This is a genomic window from Ruegeria sp. BC5 (genome assembly GCF_056539205.1).
On sequence record NZ_JBQFUN010000001.1, the window covers coordinates 1,520,308 to 1,533,321 of the forward strand.

The window sequence follows — 13,014 nt, forward strand, 5'->3', positions numbered from 1 at the left end:
GCTCAAGGTTGACTTGCCCTGCAAACCCCGGGCAATGAGACGCACATGCAGGCTGTTCTGAATTTCCCCGATCTGTCGCCCGAGTTGTTCTCGATCTCATTGTTTGGGATGGAGTTCGCCCTGCGGTGGTACGCGTTGGCTTATATCGTTGGCATTCTTATTGCTTGGCGGATGGGCATTGCGGCGCTGCGGCGCCCGGCTCTGTGGCCCGACGAGACGCCCCCGATGAAGCCCGAACAGCTTGAGGATCTGATTACCTGGATCATCCTCGGTGTGATTCTGGGCGGGCGCCTGGGATTCGTGCTGTTCTACCAGCCCGCCTATTACCTTTCGAACCCGCTGGAGATTCTCAAGGTCTGGCAGGGTGGCATGGCGTTCCATGGCGGGCTGTTGGGGGTAGTAATCGCCTCTTATCTTTATGCGCGACGCCACCAAATTCCGGTTCTGTCCATGGCCGACCTGATCGCCCATACAGTGCCGCCGGGGCTATTGCTCGGACGGTTGGCGAATTTCACCAACGCCGAGTTGTGGGGACGCCCCAGCGAATTGCCATGGGCCGTGATCTTTACCGGCGGGGCAGCTCAGGATTGCCCCGGTGTCGTCGCCGGGATGTGCGCGCGGCACCCCTCACAGCTTTACGAGGCGGCGTTAGAGGGACTGTTTCTGGGTGCCCTGCTGCTGTGGCTCGCCTATCGGCGTGGCGCGTTTCACAGGCCGGGCCTGGTCATGGGGGTCTTTCTGGCCGGCTATGGTGCCTCTCGATTCATTGTCGAATTCTTCCGTCAGCCCGACGCACAGTTTATCTCGGCGGGGAACCCGCTGGGTCTGGCCTGGCACGTGGGCGGCTATGGTCTGACGATGGGCCAATTGCTGTCACTGCCGATGATTGCCCTTGGCTTGTGGTTCGCCCTGCGTGCAAGATCGAAGGCATGAGCCTGCAAGATCATCTGCTGGCGCGTATTGCGCAGGACGGCCCGATAAGTGTGGCCGATTACATAGTCGAATGCCTGCTGCACCCGACATACGGTTATTACACCACCCGTGACCCTCTGGGCACGCAGGGCGATTTCATCACTGCCCCCGAGATCAGCCAGATGTTCGGAGAATTGATTGGCCTGTCCCTGGCCCAAAGCTGGATGGATCAGGGCCACCCCGAGCATTTTGTTCTGGCCGAGCTTGGACCAGGGCGTGGCACGTTGATGGCCGACATGCTGCGCGCCACGTCCCGCGTGCCGGGCTTCAATGAGGCCGCCAAGGTCGTGCTGCTTGAAGCCTCGCCTGCTCTACGTGACGTACAAGCGCAAACTTTGAAGGATCATAACCCGCGCTGGATCGACTCGGTCGCCGATCTGCCCGAAGCGCCGTTGTTTCTGGTCGCGAACGAGTTCTTCGACGCCCTGCCAATACGACAGTTCCTGCGCGACCGCGATGGCTGGCGCGAGCGGTTGATTGGCCGCGATGGCACCGCGTTAACTTGGGGATTGGGTCCACATGCAGATCAGATCGCCCTCAAGGATCGACTGAACGACACTGCTGATGGTGACCTGGTCGAACTGTGTGCCGCAGCCATTCCCATCATTACCGTGGTTGCTGGGCGGATTGGCACCCATGGCGGCGCAGGGTTGATTGTGGATTATGGCGACTGGCATTCGCTTGGCGACACGTTTCAGGCACTGCAGGCACATAAACGCGCTGATCCTTTGGCCCAACCCGGTCAGGCTGACCTGACGGCACATGTGGATTTCGAACCACTGGCACTGGCGACCCGCGCCGCTGGATGCGCCCATTCGCGCCTGACACCACAGGGTGTATTTCTGGAGCGCTTGGGAATTGCCACCCGCGCACAAGCCCTTGCCGCGCCCCTCGGCGGGTCTGAGCTTGAAGCGGTAATTGCCGCACATCGCCGGTTGACGCACCCCGATGAAATGGGAAACCTGTTCAAAGTGCTGGGCCTCTACCCCACCCCTTCCGCACCACCTCCGGGATTGGAGCCATGACCTTGGAAATTCTGACCTCTGATTTATTGGCCCCTGTGCGCCACGGTTTTTTCAGCCGACGCGGCGGTGCATCATCGGGTATTTTTTCGGGCCTCAACTGCGGCTATGGCTCATCCGATCAGACCGAAGCGGTCACGGTAAATCGCAAGCGCGTGGCGCAGGCGATGGACGTCACACCCGAAGCCCTGGTGGGCATTCATCAGGTCCACTCTCCCACCGTTCTGACTGTCGACGCCCCGATCAACGGTGACAAACCAAAAGCCGACGCGGTGGTCACGGCGACCCCTGATCTGGCCCTGACGATTCTCACCGCCGACTGCCAGCCGGTCCTATTTGCCGATTCTGACGCGAACGTGATCGGAGCGGCGCATGCCGGATGGCGCGGCGCTTTGGATGGGGTGCTTGAGGCAACGTTGGACGCAATGGAGGCGCTTGGCGCCAAGCGGGAAAACACCGTGGCGGTAATCGGCCCCTCGATCTCGCAGGCGGCATATGAGGTCGGGCCGGAATTTCTGGATGAATTCGTCGCGGATTCTCCGAAAAACCTGCAGTTTTTTGCGAATGGAACGGGCGACCGACTGCAGTTCGACTTGCCTGCTTTTGGCCTGCACAGGCTGCGTCAGGCGGGGGTCGGACAGGCCGAATGGACACGCCATTGCACCTATTCTGACCCCGACAGATTCTACTCGTACCGCCGGTCAACCCACGCGAAAGAGGCAGATTACGGTCGCCTCATTTCCGCCATAAAACTTTAAGACTGGGCCCGAATTGCGGCGAAATCGCCGCTTTTTCGCCACAATTTTCCTATCTATTCGTGTCTCGACAATTTGATAATTATTGTCCGCTCTCAGGTGTTTATCTGCCGACTCTCCAGTAGAGCGCGACGCGATCAGAAAAGAGGAAATGCAAAACTTCATTTGTCCTGAATTCAATCCGGATCAGCCTTATCGCCGCCGTAATAAGCGGGCAGACTTAGGTGTCAGAGGAAAACGGGGCGTCAGTTCCCAAGCGAGCAGGACACAAAAATGAAGACGAGATCACGCTTTCTAAGCGCCGTACTTGTGGCCACCAGAGAGCAAAAACTGGAGATGCCGTGGAAACGGGTTTCCAGCAATTCGGTCAGAGTTGCGCGCCGCCTGGCGGCCCGACGCTGATGATGACTTACCCGCGAACCAAGCTGCCGGTTCCGGGGAATAAGACGCACAGCGGAGGGTGCTCCGATCCGGTGTGCGGCCTGCCGCCAATATTTGCGCGGCTCAATACCGGGGCGTGTGTGCGCTGGCAATTTCGCCTGCGTTTGTATGAGTTTGTCTGGGGGGTCATTGTGCTGACCAAAAATGTAGGAATTTCCTTCGCAAAAAGCGACCTGCGTTTCTGTCGCCCTGCGTGTCGCCGCTTTCTTCCAAGACATGGAAATAACCGATCAGGCTGGCCTGTACGGGGGTCTTGCCTGCCTGCGCGGTTTTTAGAGGGGACGGAATTGTAATGGCTATTCCAAATTCTTTATCACGCGCCGCCAGAAATGCTGTTGAAACCTCAGCATTGCTGCGCGAGGCGCCAAGACCGACCACACAACACAAGGCGCAGCTGCGGCGCTATGAGGTCAGTACGCTGATGAAAAACGGCGATGTGGTCCAGACCCGCCATATCGCACCTGCCCTGCCGATGTTCGAGGACGCGTTCTGCGCTTTTACCCGTGGGGCGTTGGTTGAAACAGAACTTGGCCCGATGGCAATCGAAGACTTGCTGCCTGGCGATACGGTCCTGACACAAGATGGGGTGTCGGAAACGGTGCTGTGGAAAGGGTCGGTCACCCTTATTCCTGGCCGCGTGGATTCGCGGGGCCGGACGCGCCCGTTAACACGGATCATGGCCGACACATTCGGAATGCAAAAACCAATGTCTGGCGTGATCGCTGGCCCTGCTGCTCGGTTGCTGGGCACGCCCGCACATTTGCGGCACCTGCACGGTGACGATCAGGTCCTTACACCGGTTAACGAATTTCAGGACGGCATGAGCGTCATCGAGACCCTGCCACCAACACCGGTCGAACTGTTTCATATCTGCCTGAAACGGCACTCGGTCATCCGAGTCGACGGTCTGCAATTCGAAACCTATCACCCTGGTACAAACGCTATTCGCAGGGTCAGCCGGTCCTTGCGGTCGGTTTACCTGAACCTGTTCGCGCATATCGAATCGCTGAACGATTTCGGCCCATTGGTCATGCCGCGCGCGGGTGATGGCGAGGTGGACGCGATATCAGCCTAGTTCAAAACAATTTCTGCAATGTGGGGGCAATATGCAGTTATTACTTAGTTGGATGGTTTACGTATCGGTGGCAGCGTTCCTGCCACCGGTAAAATCACACCCTAGATATCTGGAATTCAGGCCGTCCGGCTCATGCGTTCCTCGAGAACATCGAATGGCACGCCTGGTTCGTCTTTTGCGCCGCGAATAACAAGCGATGTCTTGACACTGGCCACATTCGGCGTGGTCAGCAGCTTGCCGGTCAGGAACTGCTGAAAACTGCTTAGGTCAGGCGCCACGCATTTCAGAATGAAATCCACTTCGCCGTTCAGCATGTGGCATTCCCGAACCAAAGGCCATTCGCGGCAGCGTTCCTCGAATGCGGTCAACTCGGCTTCGGCCTGACTTTCCAGACCGACCATGGCAAAGACTTGAACCTCAAACCCCAGCTCGCGTGAATTTACATCGGCATGGTAGCCGCGGATCAGACCTGATTCTTCAAGGGTGCGTACGCGCCGCAGGCAAGGCGGGGCAGAAATTCCCACACGTTTTGCCAATTCGACATTGGTCATGCGACCGTCTGCCTGCAATTCCGCCAGAATCTTGCGGTCAATCTCGTCCAGCCGTATCGCGACCATCAAATACTCCTGAATTTTTCGGTTGTTATATCAGCACCCGGCAGATGCGCAATAATCTTTCGTGAATGCGCAATATTGTTTATTTTCAATGTTCTTATTCAACCGTCATTTACCTAGCGTCTGACAGGCGTAAATCAGGAAGGGGCTTTAAGCGCGGCACAGGGGTCGCTATATCCATCCGCCAGGGGCCACGCGCCCAAATCAGGCAGATCGAGTTGGGGGTACCATGAGCGAGACACGTCACACCAAGGTTCTGATCATCGGATCGGGACCGGCCGGTTACACTGCGGGCGTATACGCAAGCCGCGCGATGCTTGAACCGATTCTGGTTCAGGGAATCGAGCCTGGCGGTCAGTTGACAACAACCACCGACGTCGAAAATTACCCCGGTTTCACCGAAGTTCAGGGGCCTGATCTGATGATCAAGATGCAAGAACATGCCCAGGCGATGGGGTGTGAGGTTATCGGCGATATCATCAGTGATCTGGACATCAGCAAACGCCCCTTCACCGCAAAAGGCGACAGCGGCAATACCTATACTGCGGATGCGGTCATTCTGGCCACCGGTGCGCGCGCCAAATGGCTGGGCCTGCCGTCGGAAGAGCAATTCAAGGGCTTTGGTGTTTCGGCCTGCGCGACCTGCGACGGCTTTTTCTATCGCGGACAGGAAATCGTGGTCATCGGTGGCGGCAACACCGCCGTGGAAGAAGCGCTGTTCCTGACCAATTTCGCCAGCAAGGTTACTCTGATTCACCGACGCGACGAACTGCGGGCCGAGAAAATTCTGCAGGATCGTTTGCTGAAACACGAAAAAATCGAACCGATGTGGTTCCACGAGTTGGAAGAAGTGATCGGCACCGATTCCCCACTGGGCGTCGAGGGTGTGCGCGTCAAGAACGTCAAAACCGGTGAGATCACCGAGGTTCCCTGTAAAGGCGTCTTTGTCGCCATTGGTCACGCGCCAGCAAATGAGCTGGTCAAGGACTCGCTGGAAACCCATATGGGTGGGTATGTGGTGACCAAGCCGGGCTCGACCGAAACCTCGGTGCCCGGTGTGTTCGCAGCAGGCGATCTGACTGACCACATCTATCGTCAGGCCGTCACGAGCGCCGGTATGGGCTGTATGGCCGCGCTGGATGCCGAGCGGTTCCTGGCGGAACAGGACTAAGACAATGCTGGAGTTCTCCGGCCCGGTCTGGAGAATTCTGTTTCTCTCCCAAAGTGACGCCCCTTTGGCCCCTGCCCGGGCGCCTGAGGGGCGTTTTCATCATTCAGGGCAGATTGCTCTCTATGCCTCTCTCAGCGCCGAAGGCGCAGGGGTCGTCATTCGTCGGTATGTCTCGCCCAACGATCCGCCGCGGATATTGCAAAGAGGCCAAGTTACTGGTGCAAGACTGGTCGATCTGAGGGGCCAGTCCGATGCGTCGATTATCTGGCAGGATATCCACGAAGAACGGGGCGTTTCACCGACATGGCGCTTCTCTGATCACGCCCGCGATACGGGTGCTGACGGGTTGATCTACAGCTCTCGGTCCCGACCGGAGCTAAGCCATATTGTGCTGTTCACTCTTTCGCCAACGATTATTTTCGCTGAATCCCAAGCAACCCCGTGGACACCGCCATTTACGTAACCATAACTTGACCCACTCGCGTCGCCGTACCAGACTCGGGAACACGCGCGGCGAATACAGGTGGCTTGATTGAAAAGCGTTTTATGGCAAGGCGGGTGGACAACCCGGCTTAGGATCATCAGCGGTCTTACCCTGTTCGCCTTTGCCTTCTTTCATTTCATCAATATCGGGTTGGGGCTGTTCCATACCGATTACCTGCACGGCATGCAGGATGGGCGCCACGCAGTTACCCGGCACAGTCTGGGCAGCTTGATCTTGTATCTGGCACTGTTCGTCCACCTTGGCCTTGCGCTTTATTCCATTAGCCAACGCCGAACGCTACGCATGCCCTTCAGCACGGCCTTGCAGGTCATTCTGGGGCTGTTGATCCCGCTGCAACTGATCTCGCATATCGTGCAGACGCGCTATGCCCACGAAATCTATAACGTCAATGACGAGATGGGGTACATCATCATTCTGATGTGGCCCAACTCGGCGATCTGGATGCAAAGCCTGCTGTTGCTGGTGGTTTGGGTCCACAGTTGCATTGGGCTGCACATGTGGCTGCGACTGACCCGCTGGTGGTCCAGATGGGTGCCTTACCTGATCGGTCTGGCGGTATTTGTGCCCAGCTTTGCGCTGGCTGGGTTGCTTACCGAAGGGCGCCGCATCTGGGCGGATTTTGCCGATCCGTTCCTGCGCGATCAATATATAGAACATTACAACTGGCCCACGCCCGAGGCCTTTCAGGTCATGTTCAGTGTCAAAGACAATGCGTTAATGGCCTTCTGGATCGCCTTGGGGGCTTCGCTGGCGGTATTTACTATCCGCAAACTATGGCGCCGCAGGCACTCGGTCCGGGTCAAGTATGTCGATGGCCCCGAGGTCGTGGCAGAAAAGGGCATGACCCTGCTTGAGATTTCGCAGGCCAATGGCATTCCGCACACAGCCCTTTGCGGGGGCAAGGGGCGTTGCACCACCTGTCGCGTGATCATTGAGGATGGCGCGGATCAACTGCCCACCCCGGATGAGGTTGAAACCCGCAGCCTTGCCGCCGTCAGCGCCCCGACTGGCGCAAGGCTGGCCTGTCAGATACGGCCAACCGCCCCCCTAGTTGCGTTTCGGATGTTCCGCTCTGATGGCAAGCGCGGACGAGCCCATGCCAGCCAAGGGCAGGAACGCAAGCTGGCGGTTCTGTTTCTCGATATGCGCGGGTTCACATCGCGGACCACGGGCCAGTTGCCCTATGACATTGTATTCCTGCTGAACCGTTTCTTTGATGCCATCGTCCCGGCAATCACGGCGGATGGCGGGGTGGTCGACAAATACATGGGCGACGGCTTGCTGGCCGTGTTCGAAACCCCGAATGCCAAAGACTCGGCCCGTGCCGGGCTGAAGGCCGCCGCCGATGTCAGCCGCGCGCTTGAGTATTTCAATCAACAGCTTCAAACCGAAGGCAGCCCCCGGATACGCATCGGAATGGGTCTGCATCTGGGCGATCTGGTACTAGGTGAAATCGGCGCTGCAGGCAGTTCTGCGCGCACCATTATCGGCGACGCGGTTAATGTGGCCAGTCGTCTTGAAGGCCAGACCAAGGCGCTTGGGGCGGAACTACTGGTCTCGGCCGAATTACTGCAGGCGGCTGGGTATGACGGCGATCTGTCCGGACTGCAATCGTTTGAGCTGCGCGGCGTGACACAACCGGTTTCCGCGCTGCCGGTGACGCGTGCTGCGGACCTTATGACGGACAAGGCCGCCTAGGAACGGATGTACTGAATTCACACGACAGGTGCGTGTCAGCGGGATACAAGTCGGGAAAAGCTGCGTCAGGCGAAAAATCCTTCCATTCCGGACAAAAACCGCGCATATCGTCCTTAATTTCGTGAATGTATATGGACTTCGCCCAGCAGCCGGGGCACATGCCCCATAAACACCCCTGAATCACCGATAAAACCGCACTGCGACAAGAGTATTCCAATGACGATGTTAAGCAATCTGGCTCCGATCTCTGAACTGTACGTTTCGTACGAGTCGGCGCAGAAATTGAAAGTGGAAGCTGCCGACCTGACCAGCTGGGACCTGAGCCCGCGTCAGATCTGCGATCTGGAACTGCTGATGAATGGCGGGTTCAACCCTCTCAAAGGGTTCCTGAGCGAAGCTGACTACGACAACGTCGTCGAAAACATGCGTCTGGCCGACGGCACCCTGTGGCCGATGCCCATCACGCTGGACGTTAGCGAAGATTTTGCTGAGACCATCGAATTGGGTCAGGACATTGCCCTGCGCGATCAGGAAGGTGTCATTCTCGGCACCATGACCGTGACCGACCGCTGGACCCCGAACAAAGCGCGAGAGGCCGAAAAGGTCTTTGGCGCCGATGACGATGCGCACCCGGCGGTGAACTATCTGCACAACGTGGCTGGCAAGGTCTATCTGGGCGGCCCCGTAGTCGGCATTCAACAGCCGGTTCACTATGATTTCCGTGGCCGCCGGGACACGCCGAACGAGTTGCGCGCCTATTTCCGCAAGCTGGGCTGGCGCCGCATCGTTGCGTTCCAAACCCGCAACCCCCTGCACCGCGCACACCAGGAACTGACCTTCCGCGCCGCGAAAGAGGCGCAGGCCAACCTGCTGATCCACCCTGTCGTTGGCATGACCAAACCGGGCGACGTCGATCACTTCACCCGCGTCCGCTGCTATGAGGCGGTTCTGGACAAGTACCCGGCATCGACCACCTCGATGTCGCTGCTGAACCTGGCGATGCGCATGGCTGGCCCGCGCGAGGCGGTCTGGCACGGCCTGATCCGCGCCAACCACGGCTGCACACATTTCATCGTTGGCCGAGACCACGCCGGTCCGGGCAAGAACTCGGCGGGTGAAGATTTCTACGGCCCCTATGACGCGCAGGACCTGTTCCGCCAGTTCCAGGATGAAATCGGCGTCGAAATGGTTGACTTCAAACACATGGTCTATGTGCAGGAACGCGCCCAGTACGAACCGAATGACGAGATCGCAGACAAGGACAACGTCACGATCCTGAACATCTCGGGCACCGAGCTGCGCCGCCGTTTGCGCGAAGGGCTGGAAATCCCCGAATGGTTCAGCTTCCCTGAGGTTGTCACCGAACTGCGCCGCACGTCACCGCCCCGCTCGGAACAAGGCTTTACCGTGTTCTTCACCGGTTTCTCGGGCTCGGGCAAATCCACCATCGCCAACGCGCTTATGGTCAAACTGATGGAAATGGGTGGCCGTCCGGTTACATTGCTGGATGGTGATATCGTTCGTAAGAATCTGTCGTCTGAACTGGGTTTCTCTAAAGAGCACCGCGACCTGAACATCCGTCGTATTGGTTACGTGGCTAGTGAGATCACCAAGAATGGCGGCATCGCCATTTGTGCGCCAATCGCGCCCTATGCCACCACCCGCCGTGCCGTACGGGAAGACATCGAACAGTTCGGTGCTTTCTGCGAGGTTCACGTTGCGACCAGCATCGAAGAATGCGAACGCCGTGACCGCAAGGGCCTGTACAAGCTGGCACGCGAAGGCAAGATCAAGGAATTCACCGGTATTTCAGACCCTTACGATGTACCGGCCAACCCCGAACTGAGCGTCGAGACCGAAAATGTCGATGTCGACAACTGCGCCCATCAGGTGCTGCTCAAGCTGGAAAGCATGGGTTTGATCGCCGCGTCTTAAGCGCAGGCAATTCCATTCAGGCGGCCTCCGACTTTCGGGGGCCGTTTTTTTGTAGGCACGATTGACAAGGCGCTGGCCAATTGGTGCATTTGCCTGACTTGATTTGGACGCAACACGCCTATGCCCTCTGACCTGCCCACCATAGCCAGTTTCTGGTTCGGATCAGATCTAAGTTGGCTAGAGGCATTGTGCATCCAATCCTATCTGGATCGGGGTCACCGGTTTATTCTTTATACCGGGCACGAGATCGAAGGCGTTCCCGCAGGGGGCGAATTGCGGCCCGCCAGTGATATCCTCTGGCCCGCGCCGTTTGATATGCCTGCAGGTGACCGGCGACGCGTCGCGGTTTTTTCCGACATTTTTCGTCTGCGACTGATGCAGAAAACCGATTTCATCTGGGTGGATCTGGACGCCTATTGTGTCAGGCCCTTTGCCTTTCCATCAGCGTATATCTTTGGACAGTCCCATACCGGAAATTTCCTGACCGGTGTGTTGCGCCTGCCAGCAGACTCGCAAACGCTGGCGCATATGCTGGACTTTGTGATCGCAGCCAACCCGACCCAGCCCTGGCGGGGCGGTCCGCTGCACCGGCGCAACCGTCAACGCATCCGGGACGGTGAGACCTGGGGGATCGAGAGCCTGCCCTGGGGCAGTTCCGGCCCCAAAGCCTTTGCACATTTCCTGCGCAAGACCGACGAGGACAGCCATGCCATGCAAGCGGAGGTGTTTTACCCTCTGTCCAAGCATGATCTGTGGAAATTGCACAACCCGTTCACCCCGACCGCACAGATTGAAGGCGACATGGTTCATTCCGTCCACGTCTATGGTCATCAGAAACGGCTGATGGCGCAGAACACGGACGGTTTGCCGGTGCGCGGATCGTATCTGCAGCGGCTATGCGATCGGCACGGGATTGACCCCGAGGCCCGTCCAATTCTGCAAGAAGGCTGGTTGGCACCCGCTGGTTAGTTCGGGCCCGCGTCTAGTTCAGCGCGCAGAAGGCGCACGGCTCTGCCCTCAAAATCCCCATATTCTGCTGCGTGTTGCTGGATCGCCTGCAGATGCGGCAGGCGCGCGGCGAAATCCTCGATTGATGCGGATTGGATCGCGCGCTGAATATCCTCTTTGGTTTCGCACAGGATCATACCAGAGGTATCGAAGAAATCGCCGATATTCGGGCATCCCCAATAGATCGGGACCGAGGAGCACAAGATCGCATCCGTCAGCTTTTCCGAAAAGTAATTCTTCTCACGCACGTTCTCGATCACCACAGAATAGCGGTACGGCGCCAACCCGTCGGATTTGAGATCAAACGGAGTGTATCCCCGGCCCATGATATCAACATCTGCACCAGTTTCACGCACCCAGTCGATCACCGAATGGCGCAACTGATGCCCTACAAGATCGCGCTTGGCCGAAGCAATTAGCGAGCAGGATTTGGTTTTCTCAACCTTCAGGTCCTGCCAGTCGGGCACCATCGTCACGCCATACGGCAGGAACACTGCATTCGGGATGTTGTGTAGCAGCACGTCATGAAAAGTCAGCACCCGGAAGAACCGCCGCCATGTATATCGCAGCATCCGATCATGTTTGGCGTGAATGGCCGAAGGCTCGCCCATCATCAATGAAATCCGCGCGCGGGTACCGCGACGCAAGCGCAGATGCACGGTCGAGTTCGGGTACATGATCAGGTGATCGGTGCGCTCCAGATCGCCCACCGTCTTGCCGGTCAGGCGATCCGGGCACCCTTCGGGCCAGATCAGTTCGGACAGCGAAACCGAGGCCAGTTTTGGCCCCAGCCGATGCCCATATGGCAGGATGGCAATGGCAGGTCGTGTCATTGTGTTGTCTCGGGCAGATCAACCTGCCCCCGCATCAACACATGACCGCGCCCCGCGACTTTGATACCGGTCATCGCATCGGGTGGGCCAACGCGTGTGACAACAGCCTGACCGGGGCGGCCCATGTCATGGCCTTGTTCTGCGATGAAACTGTCTTTGGGCATTAACCCGTACTTCCACAGATAGGCCGCCATGGCACCGGTGGCCGATCCGGTGAACGGGTCTTCGGGCGGGCTGGGTGGCGCCATCAACAGGCGTGAGAACGTGTCGCCCGCATTTGTCGCGCCCTTCATCGTCACAAGGAACGGTTCCGCCATATCGGTGCCAGAAAATCCGGCCTTCGCGGCCACTTTGCGCAGTGCCTCAAGATCCAACTGTGCGGCGCGCAAGGCCTCGTGATCACGCAGAACCGTAATGCAGAACGGCAACCCGGTGGACACAAATTGCGGCGGTGAGATTATCGCATCCTCGGGCAGGCTAATGGCGGCCGCAACCAGATCGACGGGAACAGGATTGCCGAATTTCGGCGCGACCTGAGTCATTTCGATCTCGTCTCCGTTCAAACGAATCGAAACGATCCCCGCGCCTGTTTCCAACGTCAGTGCATCGCCTTCAACCAAACCACGGGACCGCATCGCCACTACAGTTGCAATTGTGGGGTGTCCGGCAAAAGGGATTTCCTTGCTGGCCAGAAAATAGCGCACCCGGATTTCGGCCACATCAGATGGTCCCGTGAACGTGCATTCAACCAGAGAGGTTTCGCGCACATAAGCAGTGCACACATCTTCGGGCAATTCAGCCCCGCCGTGAACCACGGCGCAGCCGTTGCCGCCAAAGGCGCGATCACTGAAGGCGTCTACCCAATCGAAATCGAACCAGCTCATCCGCAAAATCCCCTGATGCAGAGTAAATCAGCCGGGCATGTCATGCCGGTTCGTATGTGTCGCGCTTGTTGTTGGGATTGTCACGCCGAAAAATAACCGGC

The 13,014-nt window shown here is 58.0% G+C and carries 12 protein-coding genes; 9 read left to right on the forward strand and 3 right to left on the reverse strand.

Translation table 11 applies throughout. The annotated features are described in order from the left end of the window. The first annotated feature begins 45 nt into the window (after nt 1-45). The 4 genes from lgt to ACR0LY_RS07665 all read left to right on the forward strand — a co-directional run bounded on the left by lgt (nt 46) and on the right by ACR0LY_RS07665 (nt 4,265). The gene (gene lgt, locus ACR0LY_RS07650; protein ID WP_170347857.1) at nt 46-933 is read left to right on the forward strand and encodes a prolipoprotein diacylglyceryl transferase; all 888 of its coding nucleotides are present in this window, start codon (nt 46-48) and stop codon (nt 931-933) included. Then, nucleotides 930-1,997, forward strand: a complete 1,068-nt coding sequence (locus ACR0LY_RS07655; protein WP_170347856.1) for a class I SAM-dependent methyltransferase — start codon at nt 930-932, stop codon at nt 1,995-1,997. Before lgt ends, ACR0LY_RS07655 begins: the two co-directional genes overlap by 4 nt. Continuing rightward, nucleotides 1,994-2,752 carry a peptidoglycan editing factor PgeF gene (pgeF, locus tag ACR0LY_RS07660; protein WP_170347855.1) on the forward strand — a complete coding sequence of 253 codons (759 nt, stop codon included), beginning with the start codon at nt 1,994-1,996 and terminating at the stop codon, nt 2,750-2,752. The genes ACR0LY_RS07655 and pgeF overlap by 4 nt, the downstream gene beginning before the upstream one ends. 730 nt (nt 2,753-3,482) lie before the next feature. Then, complete coding sequence (locus ACR0LY_RS07665) at nt 3,483-4,265, forward strand: Hint domain-containing protein (protein WP_170347854.1); 783 nt, start codon at nt 3,483-3,485, stop codon at nt 4,263-4,265. 116 nt (nt 4,266-4,381) lie between these two features. Here the strand turns inward: ACR0LY_RS07665 and ACR0LY_RS07670 are convergent, their stop codons facing one another. Next, nucleotides 4,382-4,882 carry an Lrp/AsnC family transcriptional regulator gene (locus ACR0LY_RS07670; RefSeq protein ID WP_170347853.1) on the reverse strand — a complete coding sequence of 167 codons (501 nt, stop codon included), beginning with the start codon at nt 4,880-4,882 and terminating at the stop codon, nt 4,382-4,384. A 226-nt stretch (nt 4,883-5,108) separates the two neighbouring features. On the opposite strand from ACR0LY_RS07670, the gene trxB reads away from it, so the two are divergent. From trxB to ACR0LY_RS07695, 5 genes are all read left to right on the forward strand, one after another. Further along, nucleotides 5,109-6,050: a thioredoxin-disulfide reductase gene (gene trxB, locus ACR0LY_RS07675; RefSeq protein ID WP_170347852.1), complete on the forward strand. Its 942-nt coding sequence runs from the start codon at nt 5,109-5,111 to the stop codon at nt 6,048-6,050. A gap of 4 nt (nt 6,051-6,054) precedes the next feature. Next, entirely contained in the window at nt 6,055-6,513 is a 459-nt protein-coding gene (locus ACR0LY_RS07680) for an RES family NAD+ phosphorylase (protein WP_170347851.1), read from the forward strand. A 69-nt stretch (nt 6,514-6,582) separates the two neighbouring features. Beyond that, a complete protein-coding gene (locus ACR0LY_RS07685; RefSeq protein WP_170347850.1) occupies nt 6,583-8,253 on the forward strand; it encodes an adenylate/guanylate cyclase domain-containing protein in 1,671 nt (556 codons plus the stop codon). A gap of 216 nt (nt 8,254-8,469) precedes the next feature. After that, nucleotides 8,470-10,188, forward strand: coding sequence for a bifunctional sulfate adenylyltransferase/adenylylsulfate kinase (locus tag ACR0LY_RS07690; RefSeq protein WP_170347849.1), 1,719 nt, complete (start codon nt 8,470-8,472; stop codon nt 10,186-10,188). Nucleotides 10,189-10,308: 120 nt separating this feature from the next. Next, entirely contained in the window at nt 10,309-11,157 is an 849-nt protein-coding gene (locus tag ACR0LY_RS07695; RefSeq protein ID WP_170347848.1) for a hypothetical protein, read from the forward strand. Here ACR0LY_RS07695 and ACR0LY_RS07700 read toward each other — a convergent pair. Then, entirely contained in the window at nt 11,154-12,029 is an 876-nt protein-coding gene (locus tag ACR0LY_RS07700; RefSeq protein WP_170347847.1) for a glycosyltransferase family 10 fucosyltransferase, read from the reverse strand. The two genes, ACR0LY_RS07695 and ACR0LY_RS07700, sit on opposite strands and share 4 nt — an antisense overlap. Beyond that, nucleotides 12,026-12,913 carry a PhzF family phenazine biosynthesis protein gene (locus tag ACR0LY_RS07705; RefSeq protein WP_170347846.1) on the reverse strand — a complete coding sequence of 296 codons (888 nt, stop codon included), beginning with the start codon at nt 12,911-12,913 and terminating at the stop codon, nt 12,026-12,028. Before ACR0LY_RS07705 ends, ACR0LY_RS07700 begins: the two co-directional genes overlap by 4 nt. Nucleotides 12,914-13,014 lie beyond the last annotated feature (101 nt).